Source organism: Merdimonas faecis (genome assembly GCF_001754075.1).
Lineage (GTDB): Bacteria > Bacillota > Clostridia > Lachnospirales > Lachnospiraceae > Merdimonas > Merdimonas faecis.
Window position 1 is genome coordinate 1 of sequence record NZ_MIEH01000047.1, and the last position, 22,128, is coordinate 22,128.

At 36.8% G+C, this 22,128-nt stretch carries 25 protein-coding genes and 1 pseudogene; 3 read left to right on the forward strand and 23 right to left on the reverse strand.

What is annotated here, in order from left to right:
- The 7 genes and pseudogenes from tnpA to BKD12_RS16010 form a co-directional block, all read right to left on the reverse strand.
- Positions 1 to 206: IS66 family insertion sequence element accessory protein TnpA (tnpA, locus tag BKD12_RS15980; RefSeq protein WP_141736967.1), on the reverse strand; the 206-nt coding region annotated here is incomplete at its 3' end.
- A gap of 622 nt (positions 207 to 828) precedes the next feature.
- Complete coding sequence (locus tag BKD12_RS15985; RefSeq protein ID WP_070090341.1) at positions 829 to 2,808, reverse strand: AIPR family protein; 1,980 nt, start codon at positions 2,806 to 2,808, stop codon at positions 829 to 831.
- A 50-nt stretch (positions 2,809 to 2,858) separates the two neighbouring features.
- Positions 2,859 to 3,212, reverse strand: a pseudogene (locus BKD12_RS17600) (RNA methyltransferase); the annotation flags it as partial.
- A 133-nt stretch (positions 3,213 to 3,345) separates the two neighbouring features.
- A complete protein-coding gene (locus tag BKD12_RS15995; RefSeq protein ID WP_070090343.1) occupies positions 3,346 to 5,814 on the reverse strand; it encodes a hypothetical protein in 2,469 nt (822 codons plus the stop codon).
- Positions 5,815 to 5,865: 51 nt separating this feature from the next.
- Positions 5,866 to 6,960 (reverse strand): YecA family protein, encoded by a 1,095-nt coding sequence (locus BKD12_RS17365; protein WP_070090344.1) that lies wholly within the window; start codon positions 6,958 to 6,960, stop codon positions 5,866 to 5,868.
- Between the two features lie 119 nt (positions 6,961 to 7,079).
- Positions 7,080 to 7,304 carry a helix-turn-helix domain-containing protein gene (locus BKD12_RS16005; RefSeq protein WP_070090345.1) on the reverse strand — a complete coding sequence of 75 codons (225 nt, stop codon included), beginning with the start codon at positions 7,302 to 7,304 and terminating at the stop codon, positions 7,080 to 7,082.
- Positions 7,305 to 7,444: 140 nt separating this feature from the next.
- Entirely contained in the window at positions 7,445 to 8,809 is a 1,365-nt protein-coding gene (locus tag BKD12_RS16010) for a recombinase family protein (RefSeq protein ID WP_330385640.1), read from the reverse strand.
- A gap of 92 nt (positions 8,810 to 8,901) precedes the next feature.
- Here BKD12_RS16010 and BKD12_RS17060 point away from each other — a divergent pair, with 92 nt between their 5' ends.
- Positions 8,902 to 9,102 (forward strand): hypothetical protein, encoded by a 201-nt coding sequence (locus tag BKD12_RS17060; RefSeq protein ID WP_176730998.1) that lies wholly within the window; start codon positions 8,902 to 8,904, stop codon positions 9,100 to 9,102.
- 133 nt (positions 9,103 to 9,235) lie between these two features.
- Here BKD12_RS17060 and BKD12_RS16015 read toward each other — a convergent pair whose 3' ends face one another.
- The 6 genes from BKD12_RS16015 to BKD12_RS16040 all read right to left on the reverse strand — a co-directional run bounded on the left by BKD12_RS16015 (position 9,236) and on the right by BKD12_RS16040 (position 14,049).
- Positions 9,236 to 10,453 (reverse strand): hypothetical protein, encoded by a 1,218-nt coding sequence (locus BKD12_RS16015; protein WP_207645183.1) that lies wholly within the window; start codon positions 10,451 to 10,453, stop codon positions 9,236 to 9,238.
- Positions 10,454 to 10,601: 148 nt separating this feature from the next.
- Positions 10,602 to 12,470, reverse strand: a complete 1,869-nt coding sequence (locus tag BKD12_RS16020) for a recombinase family protein (protein ID WP_083263014.1) — start codon at positions 12,468 to 12,470, stop codon at positions 10,602 to 10,604.
- A gap of 65 nt (positions 12,471 to 12,535) precedes the next feature.
- Positions 12,536 to 12,748, reverse strand: a complete 213-nt coding sequence (locus BKD12_RS17370; protein WP_330385641.1) for an SHOCT domain-containing protein — start codon at positions 12,746 to 12,748, stop codon at positions 12,536 to 12,538.
- A gap of 339 nt (positions 12,749 to 13,087) precedes the next feature.
- Entirely contained in the window at positions 13,088 to 13,333 is a 246-nt protein-coding gene (locus BKD12_RS16030) for a helix-turn-helix domain-containing protein (protein ID WP_005338364.1), read from the reverse strand.
- Positions 13,317 to 13,757 carry a sigma factor-like helix-turn-helix DNA-binding protein gene (locus tag BKD12_RS16035; RefSeq protein WP_070090347.1) on the reverse strand — a complete coding sequence of 147 codons (441 nt, stop codon included), beginning with the start codon at positions 13,755 to 13,757 and terminating at the stop codon, positions 13,317 to 13,319. The genes BKD12_RS16030 and BKD12_RS16035 overlap by 17 nt, the downstream gene beginning before the upstream one ends.
- A complete protein-coding gene (locus BKD12_RS16040) occupies positions 13,735 to 14,049 on the reverse strand; it encodes a hypothetical protein (RefSeq protein ID WP_070090348.1) in 315 nt (104 codons plus the stop codon). Before BKD12_RS16040 ends, BKD12_RS16035 begins: the two co-directional genes overlap by 23 nt.
- 227 nt (positions 14,050 to 14,276) lie before the next feature.
- On the opposite strand from BKD12_RS16040, the gene BKD12_RS16045 reads away from it, so the two are divergent.
- Positions 14,277 to 14,627 carry a helix-turn-helix domain-containing protein gene (locus BKD12_RS16045; RefSeq protein ID WP_070090349.1) on the forward strand — a complete coding sequence of 117 codons (351 nt, stop codon included), beginning with the start codon at positions 14,277 to 14,279 and terminating at the stop codon, positions 14,625 to 14,627.
- A gap of 103 nt (positions 14,628 to 14,730) precedes the next feature.
- On the opposite strand, the gene BKD12_RS16050 is transcribed toward BKD12_RS16045, so the two are convergent.
- Positions 14,731 to 15,069 (reverse strand): hypothetical protein, encoded by a 339-nt coding sequence (locus tag BKD12_RS16050; RefSeq protein ID WP_070090358.1) that lies wholly within the window; start codon positions 15,067 to 15,069, stop codon positions 14,731 to 14,733.
- A 171-nt stretch (positions 15,070 to 15,240) separates the two neighbouring features.
- Between BKD12_RS16050 and BKD12_RS16055 the strand changes: the two genes are divergently transcribed.
- Complete coding sequence (locus tag BKD12_RS16055; RefSeq protein ID WP_005338373.1) at positions 15,241 to 15,492, forward strand: helix-turn-helix domain-containing protein; 252 nt, start codon at positions 15,241 to 15,243, stop codon at positions 15,490 to 15,492.
- Between the two features lie 33 nt (positions 15,493 to 15,525).
- Here BKD12_RS16055 and BKD12_RS16060 read toward each other — a convergent pair whose 3' ends face one another.
- From BKD12_RS16060 to BKD12_RS16100, 9 genes are all read right to left on the reverse strand, one after another.
- Positions 15,526 to 15,957 (reverse strand): winged helix-turn-helix domain-containing protein, encoded by a 432-nt coding sequence (locus BKD12_RS16060; RefSeq protein WP_070090350.1) that lies wholly within the window; start codon positions 15,955 to 15,957, stop codon positions 15,526 to 15,528.
- Between the two features lie 16 nt (positions 15,958 to 15,973).
- Complete coding sequence (locus BKD12_RS16065; RefSeq protein ID WP_070090351.1) at positions 15,974 to 16,189, reverse strand: helix-turn-helix transcriptional regulator; 216 nt, start codon at positions 16,187 to 16,189, stop codon at positions 15,974 to 15,976.
- A 385-nt stretch (positions 16,190 to 16,574) separates the two neighbouring features.
- Positions 16,575 to 17,147, reverse strand: a complete 573-nt coding sequence (locus BKD12_RS16070; protein WP_025580722.1) for an accessory gene regulator B family protein — start codon at positions 17,145 to 17,147, stop codon at positions 16,575 to 16,577.
- 43 nt (positions 17,148 to 17,190) lie between these two features.
- The gene (locus BKD12_RS16075; protein ID WP_141736968.1) at positions 17,191 to 18,228 is read right to left on the reverse strand and encodes a hypothetical protein; all 1,038 of its coding nucleotides are present in this window, start codon (positions 18,226 to 18,228) and stop codon (positions 17,191 to 17,193) included.
- 21 nt (positions 18,229 to 18,249) lie between these two features.
- The gene (locus BKD12_RS16080; protein WP_070090353.1) at positions 18,250 to 18,936 is read right to left on the reverse strand and encodes an ABC transporter ATP-binding protein; all 687 of its coding nucleotides are present in this window, start codon (positions 18,934 to 18,936) and stop codon (positions 18,250 to 18,252) included.
- A gap of 15 nt (positions 18,937 to 18,951) precedes the next feature.
- Positions 18,952 to 19,812, reverse strand: coding sequence for a hypothetical protein (locus tag BKD12_RS16085; protein WP_070090354.1), 861 nt, complete (start codon positions 19,810 to 19,812; stop codon positions 18,952 to 18,954).
- Positions 19,813 to 19,822: 10 nt separating this feature from the next.
- Positions 19,823 to 20,656, reverse strand: coding sequence for a hypothetical protein (locus BKD12_RS16090; RefSeq protein ID WP_176730999.1), 834 nt, complete (start codon positions 20,654 to 20,656; stop codon positions 19,823 to 19,825).
- Complete coding sequence (locus tag BKD12_RS16095) at positions 20,580 to 20,891, reverse strand: hypothetical protein (protein ID WP_062807182.1); 312 nt, start codon at positions 20,889 to 20,891, stop codon at positions 20,580 to 20,582. Before BKD12_RS16095 ends, BKD12_RS16090 begins: the two co-directional genes overlap by 77 nt.
- Before the next feature lie 23 nt (positions 20,892 to 20,914).
- The gene (locus BKD12_RS16100) at positions 20,915 to 22,018 is read right to left on the reverse strand and encodes a hypothetical protein (protein ID WP_070090356.1); all 1,104 of its coding nucleotides are present in this window, start codon (positions 22,016 to 22,018) and stop codon (positions 20,915 to 20,917) included.
- Between the last annotated feature and the right edge of the window lie 110 nt (positions 22,019 to 22,128).

Below are 22,128 nucleotides of genomic sequence, written 5' to 3' on the forward strand. Positions count from 1 at the left end.
AAAAAGTGGTTGACATTTGCATAATTCGCTGCCGGAATCTGATCCGCTGCGGCTTTCCGGCAGCGGCTGACCCAGTTGTAAAAGGTGCTTACTGCGATATCGTTTTCGCGACACCAGTCGGCATCTGTCATGCCGCTCTGGCGGCATTCATTGATAAGCCTGATCTGTTCCGCCATCGGGACACGGGCTTTGCGAGTACCTGCCATAACCTATCCTCCATGATTGTAGTGAAATAGTCTAAATATCTATCGGCTACAATTATAGGCAAAACTTAAGGATCAGGAAATCCGCAGGAATATTTGGCGCTTACCTGTGTTCTTTGCCATTTGCTTTTCCTCCTGAATTTTAATTTTATATAAAAAATAGGGACACTCTGCTGCAAGTATCCCTATCTTCTATCAATCTATTGATAGCTCTATATTCACTTTCATAATTCAGGATTTTTTGTGTTCCCCGTACCGAGGTCTAAGGCAACCACAACGGTCACTTTGTTTACAAGCACCTTTTCCTTGTGATTTTCCTCTAATCTATTGAAACTGAAAAAGTCAACAAAGTGCGTAAATTCAAGGATTTCTAGGTATGTTTCCTTTGTAGTCTTACCACAGTCTCTACATGCATATCAAATGAGAACATATCCCCACAAAATCACGGAAATATAGGCAAAATTTCTACAGTACGAACACTGCTCGCGCATCCCTTTTCCCACAAAATGTAGGTACCATCCATTTTGCATCACCTAGATGCAACATATTATTTTTTACATTCACGCTATAACATTCCATACTTCTTTACATAACTTACTTATCATAAATGTATATCTAAAATCTATTAATCCAATATTAAAGATAAATCCCATCCTTTTACATTTTGTTTTTCATCATATCCGCTAATGATTTTTGCCTGCAAAACTTCACCCAACCTAACCTCATCACTAATATTTTGTATATATCTATTTGCAATATTAGAAATATGAACAGAACCGTATTTCCTATCATCGTCAGTTCTAAGTTCTACTTCAATTGTATATGCTTTTATTGCAGTTACTTGACAGGAAACGATTTGACCAACGCATAAATGTTCTTCACTTTTTTTAGCTTCTGAATATTTTTGTATATTTTTAAGCATTCGAAGTGTAAATTCTCTACTTCTAAAAATAATATCTTTTGAAATGTCTGATGATTGCTCAACAGTTTCCATTATACAAGTACACGCTGTACTAATCATTCTGTTTAATTTTACAGAATCATGCAAAAGTTCATCTAATTTCTCTGCCTGTTTTTTTAGGGACTTACTATTTCCCCAATATATCTTTGAATCACAAATAAGTGCCCTTATTGCACAAGCAATGTGGTATTTAAAATGTTTAAATTCTTTTTTGATTTGATTTTTCTTAATTGCTGTATCTATATAATATATATAATATGCAGCAATATAATATGGTTCGACATAATCGTCCTTTCCATAAATCCTTTTTTTATATGCTTCCAGCAACTCACCATAATATCTATTAATACTATGCGGCTCGTTTAAAAACATAGAAATATATGCAAATGTTTGCCCCGCTAAAGTGACAACCTTGTTTTTATCTATAAAACAATCCATATCATATTGCTTGGATCTGCGTTCATAGTATAAGCGATAGTCCATATCCACCGAATTATAATACTCCTGCAACATTTTATGAAAACGATTTGCGGAGGAAAAAGCTTCATATTTGACTTCTGTTTGCCTATTAGATGTATATACAATCTTATCCAAAATATCATCATTATCCACTTGAACTATCTTTGCCAATACACTAGAGCCATCTAAAAGCTGCTTTTTGTTATCAAAAATCACCCTACTTGTTTGACATCCATTAACTACTTGATAATCAAAAATTGTAATACTATCCCCTTCCGTTTCTATGTCTTTTGCAATAATTGTAATACCATTATTGAGGACAGAAAATCTTTCCTGACTTTCTCTATCAATAATTGCATCTCTAATTTCCGTATTAACAGGATTATATCCTTGAAAATCTCGAACATTATCTTCAAATATATTGTTAAATAATTTCCCTTGTTCGTCCGTCAACAAATTTGCCAAATCTTTACATTTTATCAGTCCAAAATAAGCCTGCTTGATTCCTTGCATTTTGTAAAAAGGAAGCCTCTTGTCCATAACAAAAGTTCGGCTAATTTTTCGTCTCATTTCTGTATACATTGTAATCACTTTATTATTATCATACGGATAAAACTTCACATTTGAAAAATCTCCTGTATCTTCAAAAAACCGAACGTCAGTATCAATATTATTAGAAAGGTTATTACCTTCATTCCATTTTCCACAACATACATAATACATTTCTAACTTAGGTTTAATAGACTGTTCAATTGACTGGCTATAAATGTAATCTTTTACGTCAATCATTTTTTCCATTTTTTCATTCATTTTCGGTCTTTTATCCTTACTTTCAAAGAAATGTTTAATTCCTTTCAAAAAGGTACTGATTTCACCACCGTCAAAATTTTCGCTTGTTTTGGATTGTATAAATACAAATTCTGTAGAAACTTTTCTATTTTGAGCAAAAATTGCTTTACTTGATTCTAAATCAGATATCAGTTGACCATTAAGTATTATTGCAACGCCGTCAATACCGATTTCGCCTTTATCAGTCATTACTTCACTTGGGTCAAATCGCTCTGTAGAATAACGATTGACAACACATTTATTAATAAAATGTTCAAAGGCAGTTTGAAGTTCATATTCCCCTAAATCATATTCTTTTATATGTGCATCTAGAAAACTTTTAATTATTTGATTCATCTATGCCTTTCCTCCTAATTTCTAAATTTACAGTAATATTCTATCACTCTTTATTTGATTATACCAAAATACTTCAAAGTATCCTTTATTGCTTCCACTTTCTCCGCTGTCGGATGTTTCCTGGGATGTTTCAATTCTTCTACTGCGTTAGAAGCGTCATACATCGGCAAGCCCAGACTTCTCTTTACCTCTGCTATATATGCAGTATGTACTTTAAAGCCATATTTAGCTTCTATATATTCCTTTATCATTTTGTATGTAACTCGCTCTTTCGGCTTGTATACCTCAGCTCTTTTAACGATATTATCCAGTGGTACTTTGCCCTCACCTTCGCCAAACTCAACTTTTACGTTGATATGTCCATCCGGTTTTTTGTGGGAAAGCAGTACTACCGTCTCGACATGGCACGAGAAGACAGAAAGTACGTCATTTGCCGAACGGTTCGTCCGACTTGATCCACCTCCATTTTTATGTCATTAATCGTAAACGGGAACATATCTTTTTCTTTTCATATTTTCTCCATTTGATAGAACAAATCTAATGTTCAAATTCAATGCGTGTCACATCATTTTTCCCAAAACCGACCATTAATTTAAAACTATACCTTTCTTTACAGTATGATTTTTTTATACATTTCATAGCTTCTTCCTTAGGCATTAATGCTCCATCTACATTGTACAATCCATTATAACCTTTTGAGTCTTCCAAAAAAGCCTCACATTCTCTTTCACTTAAATCAATAAAGTCCATCTTTGATATCTTAATATTAAAACAAAATTTTTCTTTATTAAAGTACAGATTATCATAAATTTGAGGAGTACCCACAAATTCAATTTCTTTCTGTTTTTCCTCTAATTTTATAAACTCTGGTTCATTTCTTAGTTTTGCCAATGACCAATCATCCGTATAAGTATAATTTCTGGCATCATATTCATTTTCACAGATAAACATAAGCATATTCCTCACTCCGTCTATGTCAAATGTGAGAGTCAATTTATTAGCACGCTGTCGGATATAACTCTTCAATGCTTCAATAATTCCTCTTTGAATTGTCCTTGCTGTATTTTGCGGTGTACGATATGCTCTCCTACTTATATAATCTGGCATTACAAATTTCACGTAATCTTCCGTAAAATATTGTGAATTCCATCCCAATATACCATCTTTTTTCATCAGTTCATTTATTCTTATCATAACATCTTTGTAATCTATATCTATAGATCTAGGCTCTGATTCAATAATCTTTTTCTTTCTTAAATTCGAATGTGCTTCACAAATATATTGGAACAGCTTTATTTGTATTTGTTCTGTAATGTTGCTTGAATGCTCCAAGAGATTTTCATATTGCTTATACTGCTTAACAAAATCATCCTTCAGTAGACCCGTTTCCATATCAAACTGGTTTTGGAGTTCTTCCAGTATACTTATTTTGCATTCATCATTTATGGCACCCCAATTAAAAAAAGCCTCATAGATACCATAAAATCCAACCTCATCATTGAATACTAAATAAAGGATAAGCATAAAATCAACATTAAATTCTAAAGTCCATACAACTGTTTTAGCCATCATAAATGAGGGAAAGTTTTCAAATCTTCTTTCCAGAGAATCTGACCCACTTTGGATTCTGCGACCAATTGCACGAAGAATTTCCTGAACATTTATTCTTAATAACCAAGAAGCACTCATTTTTACAATTGTCTCCGTTGAAAATTCTATTGCAAAAGTATCTCGCAAACTATCCCTATAATTCTGATTTAAAGTTTCTCCTTCGCGAAAAATAAATGCATAAAAAGATTGGAAAAGCAATGCTAGAAAATCAAAATACTTTTCCTTATTATATGGCATATTATTATAAAATGCTTGCTTAATTATTATTTGAAATACATAGTTTCTTTCTTCTACATTATTGTTTTTTAAAACAAAGTGTTTGAGTATATTTAGCAAACTATTTACATCTGGCTCACTTCTGTCTTCATTAGTATTCCACTGCAGCTTCATCAATGCAGCAATATAGTTTTCCACAAGTTGTTCACGAACATTTTTTGTGCATAGGTTATTATGCATGATACTATCAAAATACACATAGAAAATTCTTTCTATTTCAGCATTTGAAATCTTTTTCTTTTTATACGCATTCAGCAAATCAATTTCTATCATTTGATTAAAATAATTGTTTTCAAGTAGTAGCTGATCATTCCAAAATCGCATATTTTTTAAAGGAATAACATATAGTTCTATTCTTCCATATTCAAAATCACTCATTTTCGTATAAATCTTAACAATAGATTCCACCATATCATTATATCCAAATACTTTCGCAAAATCATCCATATATGTTCTTAATTTCGTATCGAAGTATTTATAGTAATCATAATATCCGTCTTGCTCTCCCCGTGCTTGAACCTGGGCACTCAGAGCTGTAAGCATCTCACACGTTTTGTTTTTCTCAACATAATTTCTTTCATATATTGCTGTTGACAGTGCATTTATTACTGTATCCGTATGTGACTGAAATTCCTTTAAATCCATTTTATTATTCACACTAGCAGTGAAATGACTGATTACTAAATCAAAAACATAGCTTTCATTTATAATCATTTTCCAAATTTTGAACGCAACATTTCCCTCTATTAAAATCAATGCCAACAGCAATGTTGTCATACTGTTAGCACAATTAACCACAAAATTCATTCCCAAAAGACACACTCCAATGGTAATAACTAATAGGGAAACTCTTATATATTTTTTCGTATTTACTGGGGAATTGGGGAATTGAATTATGTCCTTCAACTTATATCCCAAATAACTATTGTCTAAAAAACTTGCAATTAATGTAACTAGGGTAAAGCACAATACGGAAACAGTTATTATTCCTACAAATATGTTGTCCATATATGACTCTGTAACCGGAATTATATATATTCCTGTGATATTCACACCTATGTCCATAATAATACCTAGTCCAAATATTAAATAAGGAATTATATCGTACCACTTTTTCATTCTTCTTCTCCCGTTTTCTCACCTTTTAATATCATAAATCCTCGCTAACATCTACTCAGCATCACTGTCATTTTCAAACAAATTCCAGGGAGTATCCATATATTGATACGCATGCTCATTTTTTTCTGCTTCCATCTGCCGATACAAAATATCAAAATTTGCATGAGTTATGAAAGCCTCTTGAATTGCTGATCCCCATTTTTTCCACAGACGTGGGGAAATAACAATAGAGTCTGTCCAGCGAGGAAGATTATTATTGAAATAATTTTCCCTATCTGCAACACTCAATTTTAAAAACTGGTTTGAGAAGGGAACATAGAAACTATCATTATAATTTAACCATGACCAAATACAAAACGATTTATCCTTTGCAGGAAAAATGTTAAGGTATATTTTTTTTGTACTCTCATTTTTTTCCATATCATTAATCCGGTTTCCCAATATATCGTATTCAAGTTCAGTCATCATCGATACTGCAAAGTTTATTTCATATGGAATTTCCCACATCAAAGAATTTGTAACACAATAATTTTCTTCTAGCAAAGCATCATCAAATCTTTGTTTTTCAATTTCATTATCCTCTAATCCTAATTTTAACGCTCCTAAATATTCTATAAAATCATCTGATTCTCCAAGATTATACCCCTTCTCAAACATCTTTTCATATTGGATACAGGTAGCATTAGTTTGCACTTGCTTTTTATGGTAATGCCACGCCATTGTCCGATATGTTATTAGAAATATTTGTTTCTTACTAGCAACGAACTCTTTATCTTCAATTTCTTGAAACACCGTTTTATCATGATATGAACAAAAACCAGTAAAAGTTGTAGCTATACTACGCCCTTTCACATCTGATGTTTGAAACAGATGATGCATTGTTCCATCCATTGTTACTACCATTCCAGATTCTCCAATTTTATTTAAAATACGATTGTTTTGTATCGCATGAGCTTTTACTATCCTATCACTACACTCACTCGAATTAGGATGTAAACATCTTTTTATTTGCGACTCTCTTTTTATATTTTGAAGAGAATACATAATCGCTTCTGCTAAATACTGCTCTTTTCCTTTATTTAAACAACATTTTTTATATTTTTTCCCACTACCGCAAGGGCAAGGAGCATTACGACCAATTTTCATTTTCAACCCACCTCTAATTCTCTGATCACTACAGGCCAAGAATGTAAAAAACATAATCTATAATAAGAATATTCTTTTACAAAAGAATCACCGTCTAGGTCCTTTTTTGTTTCTTGCATTCATTTATGCTCTATACTGATTTTCCCTCCATCCGGCAACACAAACGCCTGCTCATATCCAACATCCAACGCCTCTGCAATCTTCGCCATTTCCTCAGAGGATACAGTACCACGCTGCAGCTTCTTATTAAAATTCTGCGGAGTCTGTCCAATTCGTCTACAAAGTTCCGCAAGGCTGATATTCATTCTGTCACACAATTCTCTAATCATATCCGATGTTGTCATTTTCCACCTCCATCAGCACAGTACAATTATAAACCCTATGGTTGATAAGCACAAGCTACCTTCTTTAAAATTAACAGCCCATTAAAAAAGCACCTTGCAGCCATTTCAAAAGCCACAAGGCACCTCATTCATTCTGTTATTTACCTCTCCACATCCACCTTCGTCCCAGATTTGAACTCCACCTCAAAACGCTCACCATAAACGGTAACCTTCTCTATCAGCCGCCGCACCAGCAGTTCATCATACTCCGTGACCTCTGTAGACTGCTGTTCCAGAAACTCCCGCATCTCCCTGATCCGCTGTTTCAGTCCCTCCCGCTCGGCGCTCTCCACCAGGGCATTCTGTTTCAATTCCCGCAGCCTGTCTATCTCATCCGCAACACTGTTATAATCCTTTTTCGAATTCGCCAGTTTCAGAAGTTCCTTTTGCAGTTCCAGCAGCTTGGCCTCAATCCCTTCCGATGAGGTTTCATCCTCCTGCCGGATCACCGCTTCTATGTTCTCCTGGAGAGTGACCATCATGTTTTCTCTGTTGCCAAGTGTAAGGTTGATCGCCTGCACCACCGCCGCCTGCAGATCTTGCTCCTGAATAGTTGATGCGTCACAGGCGGTTGGTCCGTGTTCCACACGGGTACAGCACCGCCACACTGTGGAATGTTTTCCACGGTTATTCCATGTAATCCGCCGGTAAATTTCGCCGCACTTGGAGCAGTAAACAATGCTGGATAAGGCATACTTGCTGCTGTAAACCCTCTTTTTCCGGTTGGCTCCGCTGTGGAGGTTCGCCCGCCGAATCATTTCCTCCTGCACTTGCATATAAAGGTCACGGGGAATGATCGGCTCATGGCTGTTTTCCACATAATACTGTGGGACAATCCCCTTGTTCTGCACCCTCTTTTTATTGAGAAAGTCAACAGTATAGGTCTTCTGCAAAAGGGCGTCTCCGATGTACTTTTCATTCTGCAGGATCTTCTTCAGTGTTTCTGGACGCCACTTCGTTTTCCCGGCCCCGGTAAGAATCCCGTCTGCTTCCAGGCCACGCCCAATCTGGAGCAGGCTTGCCCCTTCCAGGTACTCCCGGTAAATCCGCTTTACCACTTCCGCCTCCGCAGGCTCTATGATCAGGTTTCCTTCCTCATCCTTTGTGTAACCCAGGAAACGGTTGTGGTTGACCCGGACCTCCCCATTCTGGAAGCGGTACTGCAATCCGAGTTTGATGTTCTGGCTCAAAGACTGGCTTTCCTGCTGTGCCAGGCTCGCCATAATGGTAAGCAGCACCTCACCCTTAGAATCCATGGTGTTGATGTTCTCTTTTTCAAAGAAAACCGGGATGTTCTTCTCCTTCAGTTCCCGGATATACTTCAGACAATCCAGGGTGTTTCTGGCAAACCGGCTGATGGACTTGGTAATGATCATATCAATGTTTCCGGCCATGCAGTCCTGGATTATGCGTTTAAGTTCCTCACGCTTTTTCGTATACTTCTGACGGTATAAAACTTCCGCCATCAGAACTCAAAGTCGCACTGAGAGAATCTTTTAGACTTACATATAGAATTGGTCAGATAGACGAAGCACATCAGCAGCTCATGTTTGCTACCATGGATTATCAACGAACGCATATTAATGGAAAAAGGCCTTTGGTAATAGAAATTGAAGAAGTTCATACACCTTTTGAAATAATTATACCTAATACTCCGGAAACAAAAAGAACATATGAAATCTGTACATTGCTTGTTCCAAATCCAAAAAGTACCAATGAATTTACTTTTGGGGAAACGCATATCGATTTGCACTTATAGTAGAGTAATGAAAGAGATTCAATATGGAAAAATGAGAACATCATTTTTGATATTAATGATTATGTCTGAGACCTAGTCCCATACAGAAACGCCCTGCTAATCATTACGATCGGCAGGGCATTTTTAATGATATCTATTCAGCTATCAAATAAATCTTCTTATCATCAAAGCAGATTCTCTCTGTGTGGTTGTAAATCTGAATCATGTCTTCCATCTTATCTATAGACACACGTGTTTCTGGATTACTGATTTCTGCAAATGCAGTAATCACACTCATCTCTATTTCTTTTGCATTTAATTTGATGTGCTTACCACTATCCTGTAAGAATTCATCAACCCGCCCTTCTTTTACAAGAGGAATGCTACCGATAAACTTGCCAACAGCCTTACTTGCAGTTCCAATTCCCTTAAGCACATTTGCCTCAATCGAAATACCACTTATTTTTTCAAGGTAAATCGAGCACTGTTCGAATAAATTTCTATATACCGATGAGAGCTTTTCAATTTCTTCTTTTATTCCACTGATATATTCTTCCTTAAAATTACCACTCAGCATAATCTCCATCATTGATGCCATCGAAAATGTATATAAAGAAAGTCTGTAGTATTTGAATTTCTTCTGCAAATCCTTAAGTGTTGCATTAACCTGATTTTGTACTATCACAAGCTTCTTTGAATTAAGTATCTCCGCAACCTTCTTCTGGTACTCATTCATGTTCTTACGTGCCGTTCTTTGAATATCGAGCACCAGCTTATGATTGCTTGCTACAAAATGCTCGTTGTCCCAATTTAGCTTATACTTGGCTATAATATTTGATAACATTTCAACATCGGCTTCTATTTCCGATTCTTTTTCAATTTCCAGGAAGGAAATTATCTGCCTCTGCATTTTTTCTATTTCACCAAGCTTCCGCTCAATAGAGAACAGTGTAACAGCCATCATCATCGTTGCAGGATTAATTGCAACTACAGACTGTGTTGTAACAGTCAGTGGTTCTGCGGACTGAAGTTGTGCAAATTTCGATGCACCATCAACTGTCTTAAATGCACCCCAAAAGTTTCCGTTTTTAGCAACTTTTAATGTATCTCCCACTGCTGCATTTGCTAATTGATAAAGACCAGATGTGTTTATGCTAGTTGTTTGAGTAACGGTTCTAAGAGCTGGGAGCAATGAAGAAACACCTGCGCCAAGCGTGGCCAACTCTGCTAAAGGAACACTTAATGTTTTCTGTTCTGGAATCTCTGCGCGAGCATCAAATAATAATCCATTAGCTATCTCCATCAATGCACTTTCATTTATTTCTTCTGATTGTGCAAGTTCTGAATCAGCCATCTTAATAATTTCTGCCATAAGTGTTCTCCTCCCTTAGTGTATGTTTTACCAATAATTCAGTTTACTATATTAGCCCTTGCAAATTTTGCGAATAACTCTACTATTTAAGCCACTCACTTAACTTACCCACATCCAAAATGCCTACTTAACTCTCCGGTTAGAACCGTTAATAATTTTCTGCAGAGCAGTTTTTCTGTCTAAATTTGGTCTTCAAAGCTGACAGTAAATGCTGGAAATACTGGAAATACTGCACTTTTTCAGTAATCAGTGCTTTATATGCGATATCAATGCTACCGTCTCCACATGTGTTGAGACTAACATCGGAACACACACCCTTTACCTCGTCACTTATATCGGAACACATTTTTTTCACTTTGTCTCCAATACCTGATGACTTCCCGAATCTTTCTTTTGCGTTTCCAATTTCATTCTTAAATCCTGTTTTATATATGAAAGTAATTTTATAAGGATCTTTGTTTCCATCTTCGTCTAGTCCGCCGACTATTACTTTTTCAACTATACTCTCAAATATTCCTCTGTCAAATTCTTCTAGCACCTCATTATGCGATAGTGCTTTTTTGAAATCTGAAAGCCTCCTTTGCAATGAACTCTTTTCATCCGACTGTTGCTGCAGATATTCCAGCTTTGCTCTTGTATTTGTCAGTTCAGTTTTTAGTTCTACATCCGTTTCCTCATAAATATCCTGTTCAATAATGCCTTTCAGATAATTATCAAGTAGTTTTTTTCTCTTTAAAGAAACCTTGTCAATGCTTTTCTTCAGCTTATGTAACTGATCTTCAATCGAATTTTCTCCAAGTGCTTTCTCGGTTCGCTTCAAAAATTCTTCCAGAACATCTTTATTATCATTACACAACATCCTATAAGACTCAATAAATGCTTCTTCTATGACCTGCTCTGGAATGCCTTTGCTATCCGGACAAAATCTCTTTCCTTCTTTTGTTGATTTAACGCACTGCCATATCGTCTTTTTATACTTAGAGCCACTGTGCCATCGCCTACGAGAAAGATTAGAGCCACAGAATCCGCATTCTACCATACAGCTAAACGCAAACTGCCGACTAAATTTTTCACGTTTTCCAGGAGTGACTCCACATTTCCGATTTCCGTTTCTACGTCTTCTCATCTCCTGCGCCCGTTCAAATTGTTCCTCTGTAATGATTGGTTCGTGATGATCATGTATATAATACCGATCTTCCTCTCCAAGATTTTCTAAGCGTCTTTTTGAAATCGGATCAACCGTAAAGGTTTTTCCAAGTAAAATATCTCCCTTATATTTTTCATTATTAATGATTCCCATAACACTGGATGAAGTCCAGGGATTTCCTCTAGTTGTCAGATGACCCTGCTCATTCAATTCCCTGGCTATCATTGTGCTGCCTGCTCCTGCCACATATCTATCAAAAATGTACCGTACAACCACAGCGCCTTCCTCATTGATTGAGATAGATTTTGTTTCCACATCATAATCATATCCCAAACAACCCTGAAATCCTACCAGTTCCCCCCGCTTCATTTTCATCTTCAAGCCCTTTTTCACATAAGCAGAAGTATTTTCAACTTCCTGCTGTGCTACAGAACTTAAAATAGTCATTAGAAATTCGCCGTCCTTTAATGTGTTAATCTTCTCAACCTCAAAATAAACAGCAATATTTCTCTCTTTCAACATACGAACATATTTCAATGTGTCCAGAGTATTTCTGGCAAATCGTGGAAGGCTTTTGGCAATAATCATATCTATCTTGCCATCCATGCAATCCTGAATCAACCGCTGAAACTCTTCTCTCTTATCAACCTTTGTCCCAGTGATTGCCTTATCAGCATATATACCTGAAAATATCCATTCTTTATTATTCTTAATTAACTCTGTATAATGCGTAACCATTGAGTTATAACTCTTTATCTGATCTTCATCGTCCGTACTTACTCGGCAATAAGCCGCCACTCTCAACCGCTCAATCTTCCGTCTGGCAGAACCGTCAAATGAATCATGTGCTTTAATCAATTCAACTTCCATTTCGCCCTCCTTTTTGTGTTCCTACCATAGCGTTGATTATATTATAATACAATACAGATATACCGTCAAGCAGTAATGTTGGATACGATACCATAATCTTTCATTAATCTTTTTTGTATTACCTGATATTCAGTTTCATTAATCAACTTCTTAGAAAGCAACTGCTTTAACATAGATAGCTGCATACTATATCTCAATATTTTTTTATTATCCATATATATCAGATACCCCTTTCTAAATAATACTCTCCTGCAGGCGACTGCCGGGCACAGCCTCATTGGTATCACACCATCCTCTCGGACCGGAGCAGCTTATCTCCGGAAGTTTCATTATCAGAAAGCAGTATCTTCGCACAAAGTCCCCGTTACTTTGCCTGTGATCGGATATTTATCGCTCGTGCCTTTACTTCAATACCCAAACTGGCATTCCTTCGCTTTCAATGTCCGGCAACTTTGCGCCACGATGTCGCAAAGTACCAGACACAGGCAGTCATGGCGTATCCATCACACAGCTCCACTGTTTTCTGCGTCCTGCAGGAAAAATATGAAATTGTCAAGGTACACCTGCTCCGAAACAGCAAAAAACAGAAAGGGATATTTTCTGCCGCTTACTCCGAGCTAAATTTCAAATGCTAAAATCTTAGTGATTAACTTTGTCTCAAGCCGTCTCCGCAATGTCTCGTCTACACAGTAATGAACCTGCCTGTTCTCGTCATACATCTTTCTGGTAGACAATGCCGCTATGTAACCTTCATAGTGTTTCAGCACTGCATTGATCGCTTCAATATCTCCGTTTGAAGCCGCCCGAATCATCTGGAAAGAAGGCAGATCAAACGCTTCATTTTTTCTACTTTTCCTGCTCATTTTGATATTCCTCCATCATTTCTTTCATAAGTTCCAGCGAACGTTTCCGATGCTCATAGACTGTGCTTCGCACAAGATTCATCATTCTGGCAATGTCTGCATCGCTCATATCCATGAAATAAGACAGCAGCACTACCTTCCGTTTGTTTTCAGAAAGCGACTGTATTGCTTCCGCAAGTAATGTGTCTTTTACTTCAATGTCATATCCAAGTACCCGGAAGCACTTGTTTTCCACTGTATACTTGTCTACGCCAAAAATGCTGTCCAGCTCCTTCTGCGAAAGCTCCGAAAACAGCACTTCATGTTTCTGCCGATAAGCAATATGCCGATAATAATCAGCAGCTTCGCCTTTCAACGCCAGTTTGCATATCCGGTCAAACTGATTCCGAATCGTCAGTTCATCATTGGAAGAAGATTTCCCCATAAGAGTTCACCTCCTTCCCCTTCCACCAGCACATGGATGAAATTTCTATCTCCCTTTCATCCATAGTCCCGAATGGGTAATGCCCGATGTTCGGTTCGGGAAGAAATTTTTTCAAAAAATTTTCATATATATAAAATGCGCCCGGACAGGCTAACGAAGCCCATCGGACGCAATCTATAACTGATTCAATTATTACCCCTGCTCTGATATAGGTTTTTACCATAGGTGCAAGGGTGTTTGACAGAGCAGTAATCATTAAGATTTTTTTAGCTGTATATCTAATAAACGGCATAACTGCCGCCCATATTTCTCCCTTAAAACCACTCTGCTCTCCAACAAAATCCCGGAAAGAAACAAAAAAGAGTATTCAAATAACCCTTTCCGGAATTTTGTTTTTTTTAATCCGAAAAAGGACTTGAATACTCTTTCTAGGTTTTAACCCCCATAAAATACCAAGCTCACACCCTTTTCACTTTTTAAATACAGGGTAATACACTATATTTATGGAGGTGAATAAACATGGATATTTCCAAGACACTCTTTGCAACAATGGTAAAAAATGCCCGGATGGATCGGCACTGGACACAGGAAGAACTTGCTGAAAAGCTCGGTGTATCTCCTACTTATCTCGGAGATTTAGAGCGCCACAAAGGTACTCCAAGCCTGTCATTGTTCTGTAAAGCCATGCGGTTATTGAATCTTTCCGCAGATGATTACGTTTATCCCAACGAGAACAGCGATAGTTCTACATATAAGCAGCTACTCCGTCTACTAACACACTGCAACGAACACCAGCTTCAGATTCTTCTGGCAACTGCTACTGCCATGCTGCAGCCTAATCTAAATGCCAGTAACGATGTTAAGGAATAATTTTGGACTAAATCTGATAAAACTCCGATATCCGCTGATATTTATTAATTGCTGACACAGAAAAGGCTCAATCCTTGTTACTGGAAAGAGCCTTTTTATCTAACTATTTTTTCATTTTTGAAACCATCATTTCTATCTCCGGATTGCTATTCAATATCCCCAAGCCACCTAACAACTGAATACAGTCCACATATCCTTGACAGTATGCCCGTTCTTCTTCCATAAATGCCAAGTGCTGCACAGCTTCTAAATAATTCTCTATTTGTTGTCTTTGCTCTGCATTTAGTTTTCTCATCTCTGTCTCAAAATTTGCTTTTTTTACCTTTCTGATCTTTTCTGCTTCTTCCAGTTCCGGAAAGTGAAGATAAGACTTTCTGCTCACATCCCCACATCGGAGATTATTCAAAAATGCGCTTATTTCACTCCATACTTCGTTTTCCATATCGGTACTCCTTTCGCTCTCGGCATTTCCTGCCATGCTGCTATATCTTTATTGTTGCCATTCTATAATAATTCAGCATATTTTTTCTAAAACTTCATCTTTAGAAGTATATTAGCATCCCAACTCGGTAAAATCAATTATAATACTTCAACTTTAGAAGTGAGGGATAGAATGAAGATATACTGGAACGGACACTCAAAAAATATTATCGGAAATAGATTAAAAGAACTGCGTACTGCACAAGGCATTTCTCAAAAGACACTTGCCGCCCGATTACAGACAGAAGGGTTTGAATTTACAGATTTAACAATCCTAAGAATTGAACAAGGAAAACGCTTTGTGCCAGACTATGAAATTGTAGCTATTGCAAATTATTTTCATATATCAACAGACTACCTTTTAGGTGCTACTGACATAAAATAAGCGGCTCTGTCTTTTAGAATTGACAGCAGCCGCTTATTTTCTTTTTATTGCATTATTGAATTTATAGCCGATTCCCCACACTGTCAAAACATAAATTGGTTTTGACGGATCAGGTTCAATTTTCTTTCGTATTCTCCGAATCAGACTCATTACATTGTCCTCTGCCCTGTAATATGGCTCTTTCCACACCTGATTGTATATTTGCTCTTTAGAAAATACCTGTCCGGGATGTCGTGCCAGCAAGTATAAAATTTCAAATTCATAATTAGTTAGTTCAATACTTTCCCCGCCTGTCTCTACTATCCGATATTTTGAATCTATTACCAGATTATCATATTTTAAGTAGTTATCATTAGAGAAAGTATTTATAAACCTTATGTATTTTTTTGATTTCAGAAACAAAAGTAGTTCATCAAGCGCCATTTCATCTTCATCATCAAATGTGGCTATTAAAACTTTCCCCACGGAATCTCACCTTCTCCTATATAAGCGTTTTTATAGCTGTAGTCTCTCTTTCTAATTGCCGCTGAAAGCTCAGCCTATAAACCTCCCCTTCAGCCGTAATTGAGTAATAAATTCTTACTTTTCCATTTACAATCTTGTTTTCCTTAACAAGCATTCCTCTCTTATTTAAAGATTTTAAAGAAGAATATATTCTGCCGGATGTTATTTCTATTCCTAGTATAGCGTCTTCCATATAACTGGACTATATGCGCAGGATAAATTTTCATTCTGCAAGGCGGAAAAAGGCGGCGTAGCGGTGGCTACGCCAACTGATGACAACGCAGCAGATGGAAATTTAGACAAGTATAGAGTCCGGTTAATTTGGAGACGCTATACTAGTGTTACTCTTGTTGCCAGCTCATATCCATATCTATCCTGTAAGGTCATTTGGTTTAGTAAAAGCAATTCCAGTAAAAATTTGTTTACGCTAAGTAAAATCATCATCGCACGACCACCGTCCCACTGTCACTTTTTATCCGCAAATCATATGCTCCTTCGCCGATTGTTCCCTGCTTGCATGCAACCGTATCCATTACATAAGAAGCGCCGTCCTACTGGACGTTTTTAATTTATATTTTTCACAAAACGAATACTCGCTTCCTGTACTTCCATTTTCCTGCCAATGCAGATATTCCTACTATCAAAACTGTGTATATAATTGAATCTCTTAAAACCATAATTCGCAAAGCTATACTTATTACAAGCAAGAAGCTGTACCCCAAAATTAATTGCCTCGATCTTTTTGCATAGAACCTACTATCGACTTTTGACAATGGATGTATCGGATTATCTACAGGAGAAAACAGAACAATTACACAAATGAAGCATAAATAAATAACAAACATACAATCCAACGAAATCACGTTGATTTTTCTTACTAGCATTGCAATATTCACGATTCCTACAGAAATCATACAGCATTTTATTTCTGTATCAGCATGATAACCGCCCGCATACGGGCGCAAAAAATATATTTCCAAAAAGACCAAGATACTAAAACAAAATTCGTGCCACAAAACACCTGATATTGCAATTGCAAAAAAATTTAATAGTATCCAAAAAAGCTGATTTAAACCATATTGAATAATTTCCTTTTCGTTCTGATTTTCACATATTTGGTTTGATATTTTCCTGCTCCACTCACCTATCATTCAATTTTCTCCTACAGAATCTCTCTCTTTAATCATATTAACCCTACATTAAATATATCTCTTTACCTGTTTCAGCATTAACCAGCATGACGTATTTTTGAGAATTATTATCATTTATCTCCAAATACCAGATTGGTTCTGCCGTATATTGCTGATCTTCATTTATGTATGCACGCTCATAAAATTTTGCCCGAGTCACTGTATAAGTAGATTCATCTAATAAGTTTTCATACTTTGTTTCTACCGTTGCTGCGATTTCGTCAAAACCTTTTAACGGTACATTTTCCCCATCTTCCTGGAAATCATAAAGACCATACACACGCAGGCTTTCTATCCCCCGTGTAGAACAAACAGCAACCACTGGACTGGACTCTGGCGTATCATATGCAAGCGCCTGTGCCATAACCGATAATTCAGGATACACAGGAATCCCACTTACTGTCTGCCTTGCATATACGATACATACATCATCCTCGTTTGTCCACTCAGGCTTTCGTTTACTCTCTTCCAGCAATCCTTCAGCAACATATTGGTTTTCAATTTCCCGAAGTATATCCGCGCTCAAAGAAGAAGTCTGAAAAACTAAATTTTCTACTGCATATCCGGCATTTTCAAGAGTTTCTTTTACTTTTTGTACAGCATCCTGATCGTTTACAATAGATTCTGTCGCAGAAGTAAACTTCTCCATATTCTCCGTATTAGTCACCCCTATTTGAGCATAATAAGCCGATTTTTCCGTTGATACTCCAAACTCCATTCCAATCCCTACATTTGTACCATCCGCTAAAACATAATAGTTTTCTTCCGGATATAGATCACTAGCAGGAGTATTATAATGCTCGAGAATTTCTTTTCCTTCTACAAAATTTGCATATGTCTTTTCACTATCCACAAAATGCACACTTTCCAAAATAAATTTGGGAATCTCTTTTCCGTTCCAATTCTCCGGAACTTCTAACTCACACTGAAACCTAACTTTACCTGATGCGGATTCCTTTTCATACGTCTGCGCATACGCATTTTGAGTCAGCATAATAAGCGATAACGCACATATACCTGAAATCATTATGTCTTTTCTCATTTTTCTGCTCTCACTTACAAATCACGGTGTATAACGTCCTTCTACATGTAAACTGCTTACATTTGCTTTGCTGATCACACCTCCCTCCATCTCATATACCTCATCGCAAAGAACCTCTATATCCTCCCGATTATGACTAGCCAGAATAATCAGTTTATTTTCTTCTTTCATTTTTAACAGAAGCTCCCTGATCTCTCTTACCCCGTTTTTGTCCAGACCATTCATAGGTTCATCCAGAATCAAAATTCCCGGATCTTCCATGATGGCCTGTGCAAGAGCAAGTCTCTGACGCATACCCAGTGAATACTTTCCAACCGGTCGCTTCAATGCAGGATCCAAACCAACCTTTCTCAGAACAGAGCAGAGATAATCTTTATTCTTTTTGTTTCGCAAAGTATAAAGAAATTCCAGATTATGATAGCCACTCCAGGTCCGCAAAAAACCCGGATCCTCAATAATGATCCCCGCATCGGTCAGCATATCCTTATCTTTCCCCATCACTTTACCATTGACAGTTATCGTTCCCTCATCACAGGAAAGAAAACCGCAAATAGACTTAAACAAAACAGTCTTTCCAGAACCGTTGTGCCCTACAAGACCATAAATTTTGCCACTTTCACATAAAAGTGAAACATCCTTTAAAACTTTGTTATCTTTGAAGCTTTTACTTACATGAGATACTTCAATTACGTAATCCTGCCTGTCCATATATTTCACTCCTCGCTATATATCCTCATTTTCCCAGTTAAATTCTATTTTTTTTACCTTTATTAAAATAATGACCGTCATACACAAAATCCCTGCTATTAAAAATCCAAACATATAAGGTATAGATGGCAGCCAATAGTAACCATAATCCGGGGTTGCAATCCTTGCCAGTTCAGCCCATATCGTCGGGATAAAAAAGGCCAGTTTATGACGTATCATGGGATGTATATTCAGCACGGGAAATAGAGCGATTGTCAGGGCAAGACCACCTGCAACTGCAGCAATCTTATTCAAAAACAAACTTAGCAGGAACATCAGAACCCCAATAAATGTACAGATACAGGCACAAAGAAGAATCTCCAGCCCTATAAGCTGTAATGGCGAAAATTCAGAGAAAATCTCGTAATAAATAAACACAGAACTATCAAACTGCGTAAGAGCCCTTGTCGTTGCTGCCGTTCTCAGCAGCTTTCCCCATTCATTGCTCCATTCAATGTCCGGTAAAAGAGGAAGTATTGTGCAGATGACTGCCACAACAGTAAGAACAATGGAACGGATAAAAATCCCTCCTATTTGCCCTAATGCCCAACACTTTCTTCCTACACGGATTGCATGATACATATTCACATGCTGCATAAAAGGCACATCCGAGTTCGCATAAATTACTCCAAACCAAAACATAATCAGATAAGAAAAACTACACATCGCAAATGGAAATACGCACCAAGAGGACGGGTAGTCCACTGCAACTGAAAACTGTCGGATAGCCCCTACATATGACCGGCTGACTACAATCATCAATATTACAAAAACTGTCATTTTGCTATTGGCGATTTTCATCATGGAATTTTTCCAGGTATACTGTAATAACTTCATACTCCCACCTCTATAATCTGCTTTTTATTTTTTTGTAGATTCCCCAGGTAAGCAGTGCCGAAAAACACAAGCTACAGCCAAAGACTGTAAGAAAGTACTGTATATCCGTCGAAAACCGATTCAAGGTCGGATATATCAGCATTACGCTGAACCAGCCCTTTCCACGATATTCCAATAATATCTGCTGTATTAAAATAGGTGTGATCAATATCAGCATTTTATTAGAAACAAACATAGACAGAAATGAAGCCGCCAATGACAAGGTCCCTGCCAGCATTCCCATTTGCAATGCACATAAAAAAACATAAGACCAGTAGTGTTCTCCGGCAATCAGTGAACCGTACATTCCTTCCATAAAAATATCCTGTAATCCCTCTGAAGTCCAAGGTATCTTTAACCTTATAGACGCAACAAACAGAAGGCTTCCAAAAACCATAGTGATCACAGACGATCCATAAACAACCACTGCCTTGGATACCACATATTTCCATGTATTTCCTCTGTTGATGCTATATCTGGCATATTTATACTCCAAATCCTCACAAAACACAGTTGCATAAGAAAATGCACAAAAAACATAGGCAATCATGATTCCGGACATACCAACAGCGAAATCGTATGTATCCAACGCATTTCCATTTACCATTCCCTCAGTAAATGCAGAATCTTCAAGTGAAAACCACATGGATATTGCAACACCCACAATGCCTAAATATATTGGATAATTTTTTATCAGACGACGGATATCCGTTTTTAAATAATGTGCTCTATTCATCCGCTTCTCTCCTTTTGTAAACGGCTCTTTTGCTACAGAAAAAAATAAATATACAAATACCTGCAGCAAAACCACTTACATCTATCAGGAATAACATCCTTTTTTTTATTTTTCTTTGTTTCTCCTTTTCTTTAATCAGCTCTTTGCTTGTTTCTAGAATTGTATCCAATTTGTCATAAGGTATCTTCATATCTCTGATTTTTCTATATATTTCTCTCTCACATTCATTCGGAGCATTTTCTATACATTTATTAAGCCTTCTTCGTTCTTCTACAATCGAATAAGGAATTGTGGATTTATTCATAAAACATCCCTTTCGCTAATCTTTTATTGCAAGAATATTTCCTTTCCTGTTTCCGCATTAATTAAGGTTACAGATTTACTTATATTATTTTCGACTACTTCAAAATACCAGATAGGATCTGCCTTATATTTTTGTTTCTCATCCAGATATACCCTCTCATAGAATTTTGCTCTTGTTACTTCATAATCAGCATCATTCAAAATGTTCTCAAATTTTTCCTCAACCATAGCAGCAATATCCTCGAAAGGCTTCAGCGAAATTTGTTGTTCTCCCTTTTCAAATTCATAAACGCCGCTAATGTTCAGATATTCTATTCCCCGGGTAGAATATATTGCCTGAACAGGAGCATTATCCGGAGTATCGTATGCCATGCTTCTGGCAATACTCATCATTTCATGAAAAACTGGAATATCTTCATATTTTTGATACGCATAAATAAAATACGCATCATCTTCCTGGCTCCAACTTTCCTTTCTTTTTTCTTCTGTTAAATAATCTTCCTGTAAATATTGTTCTTCCATATTTTTCATTGTCTGGAAACTCAAGGGGTAACAGGCAAATATAAAGTCTTCTTGATTGTATCCCAATTCATCTATTATTTTTTTTAATTCTGTAATACATTCTTCGCCACTTTTAAAAGAAACTTCCGTTTCTTCAAATACAGCTTGATTGTCTGGATTAGTTACACCGATATTTAAATAATATTTACTATTACTGCTTCCATAAGCAATGCCTTCATTTATATCAAGACTTTCATCATTTGCAAATAGATAATAGTCTTCTGGTGCCCTCCCTTCATCTACTGGAATTTCCGGCTTTTCAATTACCTCTTTTCCTTCGCCAAACATAGACCATGCTTTTTCTCTGTCACAGCAATATAACCCCTTTACATCAGCCGCCGCTATGGATTGTCCTTTTATGTTTTCTGATATTTCCAACTTGCAATTAAACTTTACCTTCCCCGAATCAGATGTTTTTTCATACTTTTTCGGGAAACTATATTCTTCTTCCATTGAAACTATTTCTTCCTCAGTCTTTTCCTTCACCTCTGCAGCGTTCTTATTACATCCAGTTAAAACCGAACATATGCATAATATCAGACAAAACCCGCTTATTTTTTTCATCATATTCTTCCTCCTAAAATTCATCTAAAGAATACCTATACCCCAACACCTTGTTCCCTTTTGTAGAAGTTCTCTTATCCATTAACTGTAAGCGCCAAATATTCCTGCGGATT